Source organism: Chryseolinea soli, assembly GCF_003589925.1.
Classification (GTDB): domain Bacteria; phylum Bacteroidota; class Bacteroidia; order Cytophagales; family Cyclobacteriaceae; genus Chryseolinea; species Chryseolinea soli.
In genome coordinates this window covers 1,174,695-1,192,113 of the sequence record NZ_CP032382.1, presented here as the reverse complement: position 1 = coordinate 1,192,113, position 17,419 = coordinate 1,174,695, and the positions used below count along the sequence as shown (strand labels likewise).

The window sequence follows — 17,419 nt, the reverse complement described above, 5'->3', positions numbered from 1 at the left end:
CAAAATAATCCATCGGCGGACGAGGCGTTTAAGAAAATGGCCAATAGGCCAGATCATTGCACTTTTGAACTGGCATACGTATTGAATACTCAAACGGCATCTGGGCCAACCTGGTGAAATCAAAACCTCAAGGATATGTTCATTAACTATATCAAGATTGCCGTCAGGAATATCTTAAAATACAAAACCTATTCCTCCATCAACGTCTTTGGCCTGGCGGTGGGCATGGCGTCCAGCATGCTCATCATGCTTTACATTTTTGATGAACTGAGCTACGATCGCTTTCAAAAAGATGCCGACCGCGTTTTTCGTATCGGCTCCCGCGGACGATTTGAAGGAAGCGAATTCAAATCCGCGGTCTCTTCGCCACCGATCGCCGGGGCATTGCTCCGGGAAATACCCGAAGTAGAGACCACCACCCGGTTTGGATGGTGGCGGGCGATGCCGATGCGCTACAACGATAAATCGTTTATAGAAGCACGCTCGCTGGTAGCCGACGCCAACTTCTTTCAATTCTTTTCCTTTCCGTTGCTCTCCGGGAATCCAGAGACGGCGTTAAAGGGGACAAACAAGGTTGTGCTTACAGAAACTTCGGCAAAGCGTTTTTTTGGTGATGGGAATCCGCTTGGGAAAATCATTTTTCGAGGTGAAGACAGAGTAGCGACAGAAGTCACCGGCGTGGCCAAAGATCTGCCCACGCAATCACACCTCCAGTTCGACATGATTTTTTCGGGCGAGACCTGGCCCTACATGCAAAACGATCATTGGTCGAATACGGGTCTCTATACTTATGTCAAACTCCATTCCCCCACCGATGCTGCCGAAGGCAAGGTGAAATTGGACAAACTCACCGAAAAAAATATGGGCCCGGAGCTTGAAGCCATCCTGGGTCTTTCTCCCGAGGCGTTCAAAGCCAAGGGAAATAGTTTTGGTTTCTTTCTTCAGCCTTTGCTGGATATTCATTTGAAATCCGATTTGGATAGCGAGATCACTCCCCATGGCAGCATGCCATACATTTTTATTTTCGGAGCTGTTGCTGCGTTCCTGCTATTGATTGCCTGCATCAACTTCATGAACCTGTCTACCGCGCGGTCGGCCACGCGGGCGAAAGAAGTTGGCGTAAGAAAGTCGATCGGCGCCGTTCGTTCGCGATTGATGGGACAATTTTTGTCAGAGTCGATGCTCTATAGTTTTATTTCGACCTTCCTGGCATTGGCGATCATTGGATTGGTGCTCGAGCCTTTTAATGACCTCGCAGGAAAAGATCTCCAGATCACGTCGCTGTTGCAGCCCGCGGCGATCGGTGCCTTAGTGATCTTTACCATCGTCACCGGGTTGATTGCCGGAAGCTACCCGGCGTTTTATCTCACGGCGTTCCGGCCCGTGGATGTTTTGAAAGGAAAGGTTAGTGCGGGCTTGAAGAACTCCTCCCTCAGAAATTCGTTGGTCGTTTTTCAATTTATGATCTCCATGGTGCTGATCCTGGGGAGCCTGGTGGTTCACCGACAACTGAAATACATGCAGGAGATAAACTTAGGGTTCGACAAAGCGAATGTGATCGAAGTAGGCAATGGATGGTCTCTTGAGGACAAGGTCGAGGCGTTTAAGCACGAGCTGGCCCTCCATCCCGAATTCAAAAACACCAGTCTTGCCAGCGGACTGCCTCCCCGCATCACCGACAGCAATCTCTTTCGTAAAGGAGGTACGCAACAGGATATCGATCTCCACGTCGTCACCGTCGATGCCGATCACCTGGCTGCCATGGGATATGCGATGGCTGCCGGCCGGTTTTTCTCTGCCGATTTTCCATCCGACAGTATGGCCATTGTGTTGAACGAAACGGCTTACAAGCAAATGGGATTTGAACAGGTAGAAGGCAACACAGTGATTAATTTTAATGCGACGAAGCCCGTTCCATTCAAGTTGATCGGTGTGATCAAAGATTTCAATTTTGAAAATTTGAGAAGTTCGATCAAACCCATGGCCATGTTGCTGGGCGGAGGACAAAACAACATGATGGTCAGACAGGCTAATCATTCCGTTGCCGTTCGCATTGCGCCGGGCGATGCATCAAAGGCAATCGATAAGTTGGAGGCGATCTGGAGGAAATATTCCTCAAGCCCATTTGAATTCACATTCCTCGATCAGAATATCGACGCCATGTTCCGGTCGGAACAACGCATGGGCAAGATCATCCTCATCTTCACCGTGCTCACGATGGCCATTGCGTGTCTTGGTTTGTTTGGACTGGCCACCTACATGGGAGAACAGCGCGGCAAAGAAATCAGCATCCGCAAAGTGTTAGGTGCATCGGTTTCCCAGGTTCTGATGCTCTTGTTGAAGGATTTTACATTGCTGGTTGGTGTTGCATTCATCCTGGCCGCTCCCATCGGCTGGTACGTCATCCGCCGTTGGCTCCAGGAATTTGTTTATAGAATTGAAGTCGATGTTTGGATGATTCTGGCGGCCGGAATTTCCTCCCTATTGATCGCTGTGCTCACCATCGGTTTTCAATCCATCCGGGTAGCCCGCGAAAATCCGGTGGAGGCATTAAAAAGTGAATGACATGCTCGCGGAAATTCCAGGTAAGCAAGACCAGGCGGCACTGGACATAAAAAAAATGTGGCAAGTGTTGACAAAGGTGCGTTTAAGTTGCAATTTTCATTTTGTAGATTAGTATTGATCCAGGAGATCAGAACTTCAGGCATTCCGTTGTGATGGATTGGAAGTTCTGGATTTCGGAGCAACAGGATTGAAAAAGGCGTTCGGCAGCCTTTCCGTTGTTGAGCGTTTCCCCCACCTCAATGTGTGCAGGTTAGTGAAAGATCTCGGAGCCCGGGCTATTGCTGCACTTCAATTCTAAAAACGGACCTAACCGGCATGACCATGGTAAAACGAGTCGCTTTCTTTTTGTTCTTCTATTGGGGTTGTGTCCATTCCATCACAGCGCAAACCGCAAGAAATCATTATGACGAAGGTGTAGAGCAGGCTGAGCTTAAGGATTATAAAGGGGCCATTCTATGTTTCAATAGAGCCATAAGACTTGATCCAAAGTTTGTAGAGGCTTACATAGAGCGGGGAGATGCAAAAGGCAAGGTAAAGGACCACCTGGGAGCCATTCAAGACTACAGCACGGCAATCGAGCTTAGACCGACCTATGCGGCATACTTCAATCGGGCATTTGAGAAGATTGGAATCGAAGACTTTGCCGGGGGCCTTCTCGATATCGACCAGGCTATTCGTCTTGATAGGAAGCAGGAACAGGCATACAATTTGCGTGGGCTTGCAAAGTTTGCGCTTGAAGATATGGAGGGTGCCATCAAAGACTTCACGAAGGCCATCAAGATCGACCCGAAAATATGCCTTGGCCTATAGCAATAGAGGAACTGCAAAAATCAGCATCAAAGACGAACCGGGAGCCACCCAAGATCTCCATAAGGCCATCGAACTCAATCCTAAGAGTGCAGTGGCCTATAATGGTTTGGGATTGGTGAAGATGAAACGGGGTAACTATGCAGGATCGCTCGAGGACCTCGGCAAAGCCATTGAAATCGACCCAGAGGACGCGACTGCCTATAGGAACCGGGGTGTGGCAAAGATTGAACTCAAGGACTACACGGGCGCTCTTCAAGACTACAATAAAGTCGTTGCGATTCGCCCGGACAACCCCAAAGCTTATCATGATTGCGGGTATGCAAAGTACCTCCTGAAAGACTATGCCGGGGCGCTGCAGGATCTCACGAAGGCCATCGACCTGAAGCTGCAAAAATCGGATCTTTATTGTCTCCGGGGCGCGACAAAGGCAAACCTTAAAGACGATGTCGGGGCAATCGATGACTTCAGTAAAGCCATACTGCTTGACGCCAGGAACGCAGAGGCTTATAGCAATCGGGGAGCCGAGAAAAGGGAACTTAAAGACTTTGAGGGAGCCCTTCGAGATCTGAATACAGCCATTGAACTTGACCCAAAACGTGCGATGGCTTATAATAATCGTGCGCTGACGAAAGCTGACCTCAAAGACTACAGCGGGGCTTTACAAGACGAAAATAAGGCCATTGAACTTGATCCGGAAGATGAACAGTATCATTACAAACGGGGACAATTGAAATATGATATGAAAGACTGGCCCGGGGCGCTGCAAGATTTCAGTAGAGCAATGGAACTCAGGCCGGAATATTCAGATGTTTACAACGCCCGCGGTGCAACCATGGTCAAGCTGAATGACTATGCGGGTGCCGTGCAGAGCTTTGACAAAGCAATCGAAATGGATTCAAAGAATGCAGAGAGCTATTCCAATCGAGGAGCGACAAAAATCATGCTCAAAGACCCTGCGGGAGCTATCCAGGATATCAACAAAGCCATTGAACTGGATGCGAGCTATGTGATGGCCTATAACAATCGGGGAAAGGCGAAGGATGACCTTGAAGACTATTCCGGCGCGATCCGGGATTTTGACAAAGCCATCGAACTCGAACCAAAGAATCCAGCGTATGTGAGTGCCTATAATAACCGGGGACACGCGAAAGGCAAATTGCACGACTATGCGGGAGCCCTTCAAGACTACCGCATGGCGTTGGAACTCGATTCATCTCTTGTGGAGGCCTACAGCGGACGGGGATATTTAAAATTACAAATGAATGACTTCGATGGGGCAATACTAGATTTTCATAAGGCGCTGGATCTCAATCCGAGGCTCGACGGCGTGTATAATAACCTGGGCTATGCAAAGCTAAAGCTCAAGGACTATACGGGAGCCCTTCAGGATTGCAGCAAGGCCATCGAGCTAAACCCCAAGGACGCATATCCGTATAACAACCGCGCCGATGCGAAATGCGAGTTGGGAGACTACACGGGAGCCCTTCTCGATTGTTCAACATCCCTGGAACTCGACGCTAAAAACGAATATGCTTATAACGTTTTGGGTAAAATAAGATCGAAACGCAAAGAATATACAGAGGCCATGAGCGCTTTCAACAAAGCCATCGAGCTCAATCCCAAATTTGCAGAAGGATATAGAAGTCGTGGACTGGAAAAAATAGCAAGAGGTGATAGAACTCAGGGTTGCTCAGACTTGCGCAAGGCCATGGAATTAGGCGATTCCACTTCTGATGTTTTGATAAAACAATATTGCAAGTAAATAGTAACGATTGATTGATTGATATGGGTTGCCAGAATATCCGATCGGTCCGTAAAAAATTCCTGGCGCAACGCGATGATCTAAAACGATTGATCAGGTCTCAAGAGGCACATCTATAATTATAATCATAGTCATCCCCTGAATTGTCCAAAAGCCAATCGGCCAATCCTTCATTGCCCAATAAAAAAACACACATGATGCACACACCCGTGTGTTTCACGCACACACTTCAAATCACTTTTGCTTTTCATTGACGTCATCAAGTTTATGGCGCGCATCCTATAATGAACCTTGCTCAGCAAAAGAATTACCATTACTTTACCCGTATATCAATAAAGCCCTAACCATTTCAACGCGCATGAAACGAAGAGACTTAGTAAAAAAATTAACTGCCCTACCTTTTGCCGGAGGTTTTTTACCGCTCGCAGCATCGGCAAACCCGGCAGACAATGTGCAACCCGCATCAGGCCCGCTCGAACTCGGCCCCTCGATCTATGAGTCGATCGGCGTTGAGCCGATCATCAATTGCAGAGGCACCTTCACCATCATCGGTGGTTCGGTGGAGCGGCCCGAAGTTGTCGCCGCCATGAAGGCGGCATCGGGACACTTCGTTCAATATGACGAACTGGCCTATGGTGTAGGGCGCCGGCTGGCAGAAGTTACCGGCGCAGAGTGGGGAATGGTTTCATCGGGATGTGCCGCGGGAATGAAACACGTCACAGCCGCCTGCGTTACCGGTGGCAACCCGGAGAAGCTGATCCGCATCCCCGATCTGACGGGCTTCGAGAAAGATGAAGTGATCATCCCGGCCTATGCCAGGAACGTATATGATCACGCCCTTCGAAACATCGGCGTCAAAATCGTGACCGTTAATACGGCCGAAGAGCTGGAGCACGCCATCAACCCACGAACAGCACTCATCTATATCATGAGCGGCGACGAGTCCGAGCCCGGCCAGCCCCTGTCGCTGGAAGTGATCGCTTCGAAAGCCAAGCCCAAGAACATTCCGGTGCTGGTGGATGCGGCGGCAGAAATATTGACCATTCCCAATGTGCATTTGAAACAAGGAGCAACCGTTGTGGTCTACAGCGGAGGCAAAGCCATTTGTGGTCCCCAATGCGCCGGCCTGGTGCTTGGCAGCAAGGACTTGCTGATGTCGGCATGGCAGGCAAGCTCACCCCACCACGGCCCCGGCCGCGACAACAAAGTGGGCAAGGAAGAAATGTTGGGCATGCTCGCCGCGGTGGAAGCGTGGGTGAAACGCGATCACCAGGCCGAATGGAAAACCTGGCTCTCGTATACCGACTATATCGCCAAACAAGTTTCAAAAATCGATGGCATCAAGACATCCGTGGAAGAGCCAACAGGCCTTTCCAACCGTTCACCCGTCCTGAACATTTCATGGGATCCCGACAAGCTCAACATCACGGGCGAAGAAGTGGCCGAGATCTTTGCCAGGAACAAACCGAGAATTGCCATTGGAGGCAGAAGTGAAAAAGACAAGACTTCCATCAACATCACCACCGGTCAAATGCAACCGGGCAATGATAAAGTGGTAGCCGAACGCATTGTGAACCTGCTCTCGCAAAAGCGGCCACCCCGGGTGACCACCCTGGCGGCGCCGGGAGCAAAGATCGGTGGCCATTGGGATGTGACGGTGGAATTCTTTAGCAGCAAAAGCGCGCACAAACTCTACATCGAGCAAGACGGCAACTGGATCCAGGGCTCGCATACGTCCGACTTCTCCGTTCAGGAAGTGATGGGTATGGTGGAAGGCGACCAGGTGAAACTTCGCAGCAGCTTCCGGGTGCCCGGCGATGGCATCACCTACATGTTCTCCGGAACCATTTCGGGCGACGCCTTCTCAGGTTCTATCTATCTCGGCGAATATCAAACCGCAAAATTCACTGCCAAGCGCTCCACCTACAAAGCAGAACGCAGACGCGTAGTGATCCCCGGCGGCCCGCCGTTGGCCACGTAGGCAAGCGCGGTATTGTCTCGACATAATCAAAAAGTATAAATGCTTTATCGAAAGAGCATCCTCTATGGTATTTCCACCGGTCTGCTGGTGCTGCTAAGCCTGGCGCTGCACGCCCAGGATCTTGATCTGCTTGTGAAAGGCGGCCACGTCATCGATCCCAAAAACAAGATCGACGCGCGCATGGATGTCGCCATCGCTAATGGTAAGATCGTGGAGGTGGCGGCGGATATTCCGGCAAAGCGGGCCAAAAAAGTAATTGATGCTACCGGCTTGTTCGTGACACCCGGTTTGATCGACATGCACGTGCACGTCTACATGGGAAATGACGACGCCTACATTGCCAACGGCCCCACCAGTGTTGCTCCCGACGGTTTCACCTTCCGTGCGGGTGTCACCACCGTTGTGGACGCGGGCTCGTCGGGCTGGAGAAATTTTCGACAGTTCAAGACGCAAACGATCGACAAAGCACAAACCCGTGTGCTGGCCTTTTTGAATATCGTGGGCACCGGCATGGTGGGCCGCCTGGAAGAGCAGGATGTCAACGACATGAATCCCGTCATGACGGCAAACATGATCCGCCAACTGTTTCCACAGACGATCGTCGGAATAAAGTCGGCGCACTATTGGGGCGATTTCACGCAAGTGGATAAAGCAGTGGAGGCAGGCAAACTCGCCAATGTGCCGGTGATGGTAGATTTTGGCGAGCACGACCCACCCAATTCGATCGAAGCACTTTTTATGAAACACTTACGGCCCGGTGACATTTTCACGCACACGTATTCATACGGGCCCGACAAGCGCGAAACGGTAGTGGACGAACAAGGGAAAGTCAAACCTTTCGTCTTCGAAGCACAAAAAAGAGGGATCCTGTTTGATGTTGGTCACGGCGGCGGTGCGTTTTCCTGGCGACAGGCTGTGCCGGCGATGCAACAAGGATTTAAACCCGACATCATCAGTACCGACCTGCACACGCAAAGCATGAACGGCGGAATGAAAGATCTGGCAAATGTCCTCTCAAAATTTATCAACATGGGCATGTCCGTTCAAGATGCCATCTTCAGGGCCACGTGGTCGCCCGCCAATGTGATCAACCGGAAAGACCTGGGTCACCTCTCTGTCGGGAGCGATGCGGACATCGCCATCTTTGCTTTGCGAAAAGGAGATTTCGGTTTTATGGATGTGCGCGGCACAAAATTGAAAGGGACACAAAAGCTGGAAGCCGAGCTGACCATCCGCGCCGGAAAAATCATGTGGGACCTCAACGGGCTCAGCGCCCCGGTGTGGGATGCTAAATAGATCAAAAATAAAATTGAAGACCGCGATCACATTCGCCAAGATCCTGTTTTTCCTTCTCTGGACACCCGTGGCTCGAGGTCAGGCCATCGACCTTTTGTTAAAAAACGGTCATGTCTTCGACCCAAAAAATAATATCGATGCCGTGATGGACATCGCCATTGCCAACGGAAAAATTTTTAGTGTGGCAACGAACATCCCACCGGCAAACGCCAAGAAAGTAATCGACGCGACTGGATTTTATGTTTGCCCTGGGTTGATCGACATCCACACACATGCTTTTGTCGGCGGTAACCCGGAAACGTTTGCCGACGGCAGCCTGAGCATCTCGCCCGATGACTTCGCACCCAAATCCGGCGTGACCACGGTAGTGGATGCCGGCACCTCGGGTTGGCGCAATTTTCCGGTGTTCAAGGATCACGTCATCGACAGATCTAAAACCCGGATCCTGGCCTTTCTGAATATTGCCGGGACTGGGATGAGTGGGAAGCCCACGCAGGAAGATCTCAACGACATGGATCCCGATAAGACCCTGGAGACGATCCAGAAATTTCCAGACATCATTGTCGGCGTGAAGATCGGTCACTACGAAGGAAAAGAGTGGTCGCCATTTGATCGCGCCCTCACCGCCAGTGAAAACGCAAACGTCCCACTCTTGGTGGAATGCCATTTGCCCCAATATTCCCTGGAAGATCAGCTCAACCACATGCGACCGGGCGACATCATCACACATTCCTATGAGAAAGTGTCCGAACGAATGTCGGTGGTCGATGAACAGGGGAGGGTCAGACCCTTTGTAAAGGAAGCGCAACAACGCGGCATTTTATTTGACCTGGGGCATGGTGGCGCCGGGTTTTGGTTTAGCGAAGCTTTGCCGGCTTTGCAACAGGGCCTCGCGCCGAATTCATTTGGCACAGACTTTCATCGCTTCAGCATGAATGCGGGAATGAAAGATCTGCTGAATGTCATGTCCAAATACATGGCCATGGGAATGACAAAAGAAGACGTCTTGCGCCGTGCCACCTGGGCACCGGCCAAGGCCATTAAGCGCGAAGACCTGGGCAACCTGAGTGTGGGAGCGGTCGCCGATATAGCGGTGCTAAGTTTGCGCGAAGGCAATTTTGGATTTACAGACGCCGGGGGAAATAAAATCGAAGGTCATCAAAAGTTTGAGGCGGAACTGACTGTGCGCGCCGGAAAGATCGTGTGGGACCTCAATGGCATCTCTGCGCAAAAATTTGTAAAGTAACCGGCGCACCGGTTAGCCGGATCAAGCATGTGAAAATTAGAAACCTATTGAATACTTAAAATATGAAAACAACGCTCAGCCTACTGTTAATGATGTGCTTCTTCCTCACGGGAAATGCACAAACCTCTCCAAAAACGTTCAATCTAGTTGTTGGCACTTACACTAATCCCGGCAAAAGCAACGGCATGTACGTCTACAGCTTCAATAGCGGGACCGGCGAACTGACCTATAAGGCAGAGTCGGCCCCGATAAAAAATCCGTCGTACCTGACGGTATCGACCGACCGCAAGCACATCTATGCCGTCAGCGAGGTGGGCGATGGCAAGGAAAGCGTGAACGCATTTTCGTTCGATCCCGCTAGTGGAAAGATCACATTCATCAACAGCGCCAGCACCGGTGGCAACGGCCCTTGCTATGTTTCTGTGGATAGCAAAAATAAAACAGCATTTGTAGGAAACTATGGTGGCGGAAGTCTTGCGGCGGTGCCGATCAATCCCGATGGTTCATTGAGCGACAAACCGCAGTTTATAAAGCATGCCGGAAGCAGCGTGAAAAGCAACCAGGAGAAACCCCACGTCCATGCCACCGTGCTGTCCAACGACGATCGCTACCTCTTTGTCCCCGACCTCGGCACAGACAAAGTAAACATCTATCAAGTAACAGCCAATAAAGCAGAGCCGCTGACACCCGCCGCGCAACCTTTCGCGAGCGTCACCGCCGGAAGCGGACCGCGTCACTTTGTTTTTCACCCCAACGGAAAATGGGCTTACCTCATTCAAGAAATGACCGGCGCGGTCACGGCCTTTGATTATACCAATGGTCAACTGAAGAGCAAAGCATCAGTTTCATTGCCCGCCTCGGGAGCGCAGGGAAAAATAGATGCCGCGGACATCCACATCTCGCCCGACGGAAAATTCCTGTATGGATCCCTGCGTGGCGATCAGAATGAGATCGTAGCCTGCTCGATCGACAAATCGGGTGGACTTGCCGTAGTGGGCCGCCAGTCTACATTAGGTAAAACCCCGCGCAATTTTGCGATTGATCCTACGGGTAATTTTTTGTTGGTGGGAAATCAAAACAGTGACAACATCATCGTTTTTAAACGCGATCAGAAAACAGGATTGCTCAGCGCCACGAATATCAAGATCTCAATCGGCGCGCCGGTGTGTTTAAAATTTGTTGCCGTCAACTAAGACCTGACCTGAATAACCCTGGCCTTTAGGCCAGGGTTTAACGCACCCCACCCACCCGGGCTTTAACCCTGACCGCTCCTATAGCAGATCAGGACACATCTCTTGCAGACCTTCCGGATCACGATAGTTATCTAAGAAAGTGCGAACTTAACGTTGGGTTATCCTTTTCGCGTTATCGTGATACCTGGTTTGTAATTTATATAGACATCAAACAATATGGTTATGTTAAGCAACGTATTGGCAAGCTTTTACGAAAGAGACCTTCGCAAGCTGATCGAAGAAATCAAGTTATTTAAAAGCGATGATAACTTGTGGAAAACCCACGGATCCATTAAGAACTCCAGCGGCAATCTTGCCCTGCATATCATTGGGGGATCGAATTATCTTTTCGGAACCATTCTCGCCCAAACCGGCTACGTTCGCGACCGCGACCAGGAATTCATCCGAAAAGGCGTGCCCCGCGAAGACCTCGTGGCGCAGTTGGAAGAACTTATTCCGCTGATCAACAAAACCATGAACGGCCTCACTCCAGAACAGTTGGAGGCCGAGTACCCCCTGGTTTTCGATGGCGCAAAACGTTCCAAGAGCTACCTTTTCGTGCAGTTGTTGACTCACTTAAATTACCACCTCGGGCAGGTAAATTACCTCCGCCGCATGCTGGAGTAGGCCCTCCCAAAAAAAATATTCATTCTTTTCATGCAACCTTTTGGCTTTTTCGAGTACCCTATAGGCAAAGGCGAAAGAAATCGATGAAAGGAACCTACCTGGGCGAATTTGAGGAACTTGTATTGCTTGCCGTCGGCATCCTGTTCGACGATGCCTACGGGCTGTCGGTCGTGGATCAGCTGGAAAAACAGACGGGCCGGCCGATCATGATCAGTTCCGTGCACAAGGCGCTGGTGCGGCTGGAAGACAAGGGCTTTCTGAAATCGAAAATGGGCGGCGCGACACAAACGCGTGGCGGGCGTGATAAGCGCCTCTACACGTTGACCCACGCCGGTGTCGGCGCGCTGCGCCAATCGCGCGAACTCCGCAACGACATGTGGAGACAGGTTCCTCGTATCGTGTTGGACGGATCGGTATGAACACGCCACAACCGCCATCCTGGGCCACGCGGCTGTTCCGCTCCTATTGCAACGATCACTTGTCGGATGCTGTGCTGGGTGATCTCACGGAGTTGTACGAACGTCGCGTGAGTCTTCTCGGGAAAACAAGAGCCGATCTGCTTTTCGTTTGGAACGTCCTTCAGTTTGTTCAGCCTTTTGCGTTGCGAAAAAAGAAATCATCACCTCAAAATCATTACGCTATGTTCAGGAACTACTTCAAGATCGCCTTCCGCTCCATGTCGCGGCAAAAAATGTATACGGGCATTAAGATCGGCGGCTTCGCCATCGGTTTGGCTACGTGTATGATCATTGCGCTGTACATTCGCCACGAGCTGAGTTATGATAAATACTATGCAAACGGCTCACGCACCTACAGACTTTACAATCATTATGAAGGACCGGACGGCGGAAAATGGACGTCATTTCCTGCGCCCCTGATTGGCATCTTGCGAAATGAATTTCCGGAAATCGAGAAAGCCGGTCGCCTGATACCTTACAAATGGTTTAACGCAGGCAGTAACTTGATGCGTCCTGAAGACCAGACCGAAAACACTTACGAGGAAGGATTTGCCTATGCAGATCCTGAAATTCTGGATATTTTGGAGATACCGATGCTCTATGGCAATCGCGGCCACGCACTGGACAAACCGAACACCATTGTGTTTTCGCGAAAGATGGCCGAAAAATATTTCCCCGGCCAGGATCCTGTGGGCAAGACCATCGTCTTCAACGATGACACCAAGCGTCCGTATATGATTGGCGGTGTAATGGAAAACTTTCCTCCGACTTCCCACCTGCAATACGAATTTCTGATCACGCTGACCGGTGAGGAATTCTGGAAAGATGAACAAGGAAGCTGGTGCTGCTGGAACTACAATCCCTATCTTCGCCTCCGTGCCGACGCCGATCCTGTAGCATTCGAACAAAAACTTCAGTCGATCATAAAGAATCACTACGGCCCATTCCTGAAAGAAGGAGGAAGTGCGAGTCTCGAGGATGTGCTGAAGCACCACAAGATCAGGACCCAAGCTATCGGCGACATCTATTTAGACTCCGACGGCATCGGCGATATTATTCCGCATGGCGATAAGCAGTACATCCTCTTGTTTGGTGGCATCGCGGGCTTCATTCTCCTGCTGGCCTGCGTCAACTTCATCAATCTGTCAACGGCGAAGTCGGCCAACCGCGCGAAGGAAGTGGGTTTGCGAAAAGTGGTGGGCTCGGTTCGGGGAAATCTCGTGCGTCAGTTTCTCACAGAGTCTGTCCTGTACAGCCTGATCTCCTTCTTCCTGGCGGTCGTCTTGGTTTGGGTAGCGTTGCCCTTCTTCAGCGTATTTGCCGGCAAGACCCTCACCATGCCCTGGACGGCATGGTGGATGTTCCCGATCTTGATAGCTGCCGCCTTGGGTATTGGAGTCCTGGCCGGTCTCTATCCCTCGTTTTACCTGTCGGCCTTCAAGCCCATTGATGTATTGAAAGGCGCCGTAGCTCGCGGGAGCAAGAACTCTACCTTGCGTAGCGCTATGGTTGTTTTTCAATTCACGACGTCGATCGTGCTCATCATCGGCACCTTTGTGATCTACCGCCAGATGAATTTCATCTTGCATACCAAGATCGGGTTTGACAAAGACCAGGTGATCATGATCCAGGGCGCCAACACCCTGGGCGATCATCGCGAGGCCTTCAAGGAAGAGTTGCTCCGTCAATCCGCGATAGCGAGTGTCACCAGTTCAAACTACCTGCCTGTCAGCGAAACCAATCGCGACCAGAATGGCTTCTTCAAAGAAGGCCGGTCGAAGCAAGACCGGAGCATTGGCGCACAGCGCTGGAATGTTGAGACAGACTACATCAAAACCCTGGGTATGAAAATCGTTGAAGGACGAGATTTCATTCCGCGCCTGGCTTCCGACTCATCGTCGATCATCGTCAACCAGGCGATGGTCAAGGCCATGGGATTAAAACCCCCTGTCGTGGGGCAGAGGATCGAGAACTGGAGGGTGTACACCATCATCGGGGTAGTGGAGGACTTTCATTTTGAAACCATGAAAGAGAAGATATCACCACTTACGATGGTAGTTGGCAACGGCGGTTCGATCGTTGCCGTAAAAGTGAAGCCTGGAGACATGAAGCAGACGATCGCCAGCATCCAATCGACCTGGAACAAGATCATGCCCAACCAACCGTTTCGCTATACGTTCATGGACGAAAGCTACGCAAGGATGTATCAAGACGTAGAACGGACGGGCAACCTGTTTGCTGGCTTTTCGATGCTCGCTATCCTCGTGGCCTGCCTGGGACTCTTTGCATTATCGTCGTTCATGGCCGAGCAGCGAAAAAAAGAGGTGAGCATTCGCCTCGTGTTGGGCGCCACCGTCGGCAATATTTTCCGCTTGCTCACCCGGAGCTTTGTCGTCATGGTGCTGGTGTCGTTCGCCATCGCTTCGCCGCTCGGCTGGTACATGATGACCCGCTGGCTGGAAGGCTACAGCTACAAGACCGAGATCACCTGGGATGTATTTTTGATTGCCGGATCGGCGGCCGTGGTCATCGCCCTGCTCACGGTGAGTTACCAGGCCGTGAAAGTCGCCCTGGGCAATCCGGCTACAAATTTGAGATCGGAATGATCGGGATTCGAGCGGAAGGAATTTTTGAAAATCTCATGAGGCGGGTTTAACGGGCTCGTGTTCGTATGCGAATCGTTTTTCGCATGCGAACAGGACGTTTGCGAAATCCAACAAGGACAAATTCCTGGCATTCACACCCGGGAAAGAAATTCCGTAACTTGGTTGTAACCATTTCTCCTTTTTGAGTATTGGTTTAGAAGAACTCTTTCTGCCACGCTAAACCACGTCCCATGCTCAAGAACTACTTTCGTGTTGCGCTCCGCAATCTTTTGAAGTATAAAGGATACGCTTTCATCAATATCGCCGGTCTGGCCACCGGCATGGGCGTCACCATCCTGATCGGTCTCTGGGTCCATGACGAGTTGACCTTCGACCAAACGCATGATCATTACGACAGGATAGTCCAGGTCATGGAGCACGTGACGAATAACGGCGAAACTGAATCATGGCCGTCGTTTCCGGCGGTGATGGCTGAAGAGATCCGCAGCCGGTTTGGAAGCGACTTCAAGCATGTGTTGCAATCCTCCTGGACGAGCAACCACATCCTGACGGCAGGGGATAAGAAATTCAGCAAGCGCGGTAATTTTTTCGAACCGGGTATCCTGGAGATGCTTTCGGTGAAGATGCTGAAAGGGACACAGCATGCCTTAAAAGATCCGCACTCCATTGTGCTTTCAGCATCCATTGCCAGGGAGTATTTTGGGGATTCGGATCCTATCAATCAACTGATGCGCATCGATAACAAAGAAGATGTTCGCGTGACCGGTGTGTTTCAGGATTTTCCTGCGAATTCCTCATTCAAGGAAATAAAATATATTCTGCCCTGGGCACTATATCTTATCGCCAATCCATGGGCTGAAAAAATGGACGATCCCTGGGGCAACAATTTCACGCAAGTGTTTGCGGAACTGGCTCCCCATGCCGACTTGAATGCCGTGTCTCACAAGATTCACAATGTCAAATTCGACCGGGTTTCCGCCCGTGAGCGCCAGTCCAACCCACAGGTATTTCTTCACCCGATGAGCCGGTGGCATTTGTATTCGGAATTTAAGAACGGCGTCACTACAGGAGGGGGCATTCAGTTTGTTTGGCTTTTCGGAATCATCGGCGCGTTTGTGCTCACGCTGGCCTGCATCAATTTTATGAACCTGAGCACGGCCCGGTCGGAGAAAAGAGCAAAGGAAGTGGGCATCCGGAAATCGGTTGGCTCGCACCGCGGTCAACTCATCAGCCAGTTTTTTTGTGAATCGATTCTCATCACCTTGCTGTCGTTCGTCGTGTCGTTGCTGCTGGTCTATGGCGCGTTGCCGGCGTTCAACAGCGTGGCCGGCAAGGAGCTTTCGTTGCCCTTCGTAAGCCCGGTCTTTTGGATCGCGGGACTTGGTTTTAGCCTGATCACCGGATTCATCGCCGGCAGCTACCCGGCTTTGTACTTGTCGTCCTTCCAACCCGTGAAAGTATTGAAGGGGACTTTCCGCGCGGGACGATTTGCATCGCTGCCGCGGAAGATCCTGGTCGTGCTGCAGTTCTCGGTTTCGGTGGTGCTCATCATCGGAACGGTGATTGTTTTCCGGCAGATCGAATTTGCCCGTAGTCGCCCGATCGGATATGATCGCGATGGACTCATCAACATTTTCACGACGGTCCCCGACCTGCACATTCATTTCGATGCCGTGCGCAACGAGCTGAAATCCGCGGGCGCCATCGAGGAGATGACCGAGGCGGGAAGTCCCACCACGGCGGTATGGATTTCGAACGGAGGTTTTGATTGGAAGGGAAAGAACCCGGAGCAGACCGTAAATTTTCCCAACAACTACGTGACTTACGAATTTGGAAAAACCGTGGGGTGGACGTTCAAAGAAGGCCGCGATTTTTCGCGCGAGCACGCCACCGATTCGCTGGCGTTTGTGATCAACGAGACAGCTGCAAAGTTCCTGGGTTTTAAAAACCCGGTCGGTGAGACGCTGATCTGGAATGAAAGACCGTATACGATCATCGGGGTCATCACCGACATGTTGGTGGAGTCACCGTATGAACCGCCTCGGCCGTCGTTGTTTCATATCTCCAAAGAAGAGGGAGGGGTGTTTATCATGAAGCTTAACCGCAGCAAGAACGCAAAAGAAGCGCTGTCCAAAGTGGAGGAGGTCTACCGCAAGTATAGCCCCGAGACGCCGTTCGAATACCGGTTTGTCAACGAAGATTACGCGCGGAAATTTGGCAACGAGGAGCGGGTTGGAAAACTCGCCAGCTTCTTTGCTTCCCTGGCCGTGCTGATCAGTTGTCTCGGTATTTTTGCGTTGGCATCGTTTGTGGCGGAACAGCGCACAAAAGAGATCGGTGTCCGAAAGATCTTGGGAGCGACCGTTTTTCGTTTGTGGACCATGCTCTCGATCGATTTCGTCGTCCTGGTGATGATCTCTTTTGTGATCGCATCGCCGATAGCGTATTATTTTATGCAACGCTGGCTCAGCAAATATCAGTTTCATGCACCCATCGCGTGGTGGATTTTCGCTGGCGCAGGTGTGGGCTTGCTCGTGATCACGATGTTAACGGTGAGTTATCAGTCGATCAAAGCAGCAAGGGCCAACCCCGTAAACAGTCTTCGGTCAGAGTAGATCGAAGTAGTCTATCGACTAAATAGAAAATGTATTATCGAATGAGTGTGCCAACACCGATTTGACTTACATCATTATACATCAGGAAATTCAACGTCATTCTCTACAATGTAATTTTCGATTTTACTTCGGTGACGCAATCGTGTGATTTCAAATCAACGAATTTCATAGCGTCTAAGGTTTGTGTTAAGGTGTTACTTTGTTAAATTCACTTAACGTTA

General features: G+C 50.8%; 11 protein-coding genes. All 11 read left to right on the top strand.

Going from position 1 to position 17,419, the window contains the following annotated elements:
- Positions 1-135: 135 nt before the first annotated feature.
- The 11 genes from D4L85_RS04970 (at position 136) to D4L85_RS04920 (ending at position 17,198) form a co-directional block, all read left to right on the top strand.
- Positions 136-2,565 carry an ABC transporter permease gene (locus D4L85_RS04970; RefSeq protein WP_119753277.1) on the top strand — a complete coding sequence of 810 codons (2,430 nt, stop codon included), beginning with the start codon at positions 136-138 and terminating at the stop codon, positions 2,563-2,565.
- A gap of 321 nt (positions 2,566-2,886) precedes the next feature.
- Positions 2,887-3,375, top strand: coding sequence for a tetratricopeptide repeat protein (locus D4L85_RS04965; RefSeq protein ID WP_160143547.1), 489 nt, complete (start codon positions 2,887-2,889; stop codon positions 3,373-3,375).
- The gene (locus tag D4L85_RS04960) at positions 3,365-5,137 is read left to right on the top strand and encodes a tetratricopeptide repeat protein (protein ID WP_119753276.1); all 1,773 of its coding nucleotides are present in this window, start codon (positions 3,365-3,367) and stop codon (positions 5,135-5,137) included. Before D4L85_RS04965 ends, D4L85_RS04960 begins: the two co-directional genes overlap by 11 nt.
- A gap of 358 nt (positions 5,138-5,495) precedes the next feature.
- The gene (locus D4L85_RS04955) at positions 5,496-7,118 is read left to right on the top strand and encodes an aminotransferase class V-fold PLP-dependent enzyme (RefSeq protein WP_119753275.1); all 1,623 of its coding nucleotides are present in this window, start codon (positions 5,496-5,498) and stop codon (positions 7,116-7,118) included.
- A gap of 39 nt (positions 7,119-7,157) precedes the next feature.
- Entirely contained in the window at positions 7,158-8,414 is a 1,257-nt protein-coding gene (locus tag D4L85_RS04950) for an amidohydrolase/deacetylase family metallohydrolase (RefSeq protein WP_119753274.1), read from the top strand.
- A gap of 13 nt (positions 8,415-8,427) precedes the next feature.
- On the top strand, positions 8,428-9,660 hold the full coding sequence (locus tag D4L85_RS04945) for an amidohydrolase/deacetylase family metallohydrolase (protein WP_228450777.1): 1,233 nt from the start codon (positions 8,428-8,430) through the stop codon (positions 9,658-9,660).
- A 62-nt stretch (positions 9,661-9,722) separates the two neighbouring features.
- Positions 9,723-10,853 carry a lactonase family protein gene (locus D4L85_RS04940; RefSeq protein ID WP_119753272.1) on the top strand — a complete coding sequence of 377 codons (1,131 nt, stop codon included), beginning with the start codon at positions 9,723-9,725 and terminating at the stop codon, positions 10,851-10,853.
- A 222-nt stretch (positions 10,854-11,075) separates the two neighbouring features.
- Positions 11,076-11,519, top strand: coding sequence for a DinB family protein (locus tag D4L85_RS04935; RefSeq protein WP_160143546.1), 444 nt, complete (start codon positions 11,076-11,078; stop codon positions 11,517-11,519).
- 83 nt (positions 11,520-11,602) lie between these two features.
- Positions 11,603-11,938, top strand: coding sequence for a PadR family transcriptional regulator (locus D4L85_RS04930; protein WP_119753270.1), 336 nt, complete (start codon positions 11,603-11,605; stop codon positions 11,936-11,938).
- Positions 11,935-14,583, top strand: coding sequence for an ABC transporter permease (locus D4L85_RS04925; RefSeq protein ID WP_119753269.1), 2,649 nt, complete (start codon positions 11,935-11,937; stop codon positions 14,581-14,583). Before D4L85_RS04930 ends, D4L85_RS04925 begins: the two co-directional genes overlap by 4 nt.
- 230 nt (positions 14,584-14,813) lie before the next feature.
- A complete protein-coding gene (locus D4L85_RS04920) occupies positions 14,814-17,198 on the top strand; it encodes an ABC transporter permease (protein WP_119753268.1) in 2,385 nt (794 codons plus the stop codon).
- Positions 17,199-17,419: the final 221 nt, after the last annotated feature.

Bases quoted from the DNA above. Each gene is read 5' to 3' on its own strand.
- D4L85_RS04965 (WP_160143547.1), top strand. From the start codon at position 2,887: ATGGTAAAACGAGTCGCTTTCTTTTTGTTCTTCTATTGGGGTTGTGTC.
- D4L85_RS04940 (WP_119753272.1), top strand. From the start codon at position 9,723: ATGAAAACAACGCTCAGCCTACTGTTAATGATGTGCTTCTTCCTCACG.
- D4L85_RS04925 (WP_119753269.1), top strand. From the start codon at position 11,935: ATGAACACGCCACAACCGCCATCCTGGGCCACGCGGCTGTTCCGCTCC.
- D4L85_RS04970 (WP_119753277.1), top strand. From the start codon at position 136: ATGTTCATTAACTATATCAAGATTGCCGTCAGGAATATCTTAAAATAC.
- D4L85_RS04955 (WP_119753275.1), top strand. From the start codon at position 5,496: ATGAAACGAAGAGACTTAGTAAAAAAATTAACTGCCCTACCTTTTGCC.
- D4L85_RS04935 (WP_160143546.1), top strand. From the start codon at position 11,076: ATGTTAAGCAACGTATTGGCAAGCTTTTACGAAAGAGACCTTCGCAAG.
- D4L85_RS04920 (WP_119753268.1), top strand. From the start codon at position 14,814: ATGCTCAAGAACTACTTTCGTGTTGCGCTCCGCAATCTTTTGAAGTAT.
- D4L85_RS04930 (WP_119753270.1), top strand. From the start codon at position 11,603: ATGAAAGGAACCTACCTGGGCGAATTTGAGGAACTTGTATTGCTTGCC.
- D4L85_RS04950 (WP_119753274.1), top strand. From the start codon at position 7,158: ATGCTTTATCGAAAGAGCATCCTCTATGGTATTTCCACCGGTCTGCTG.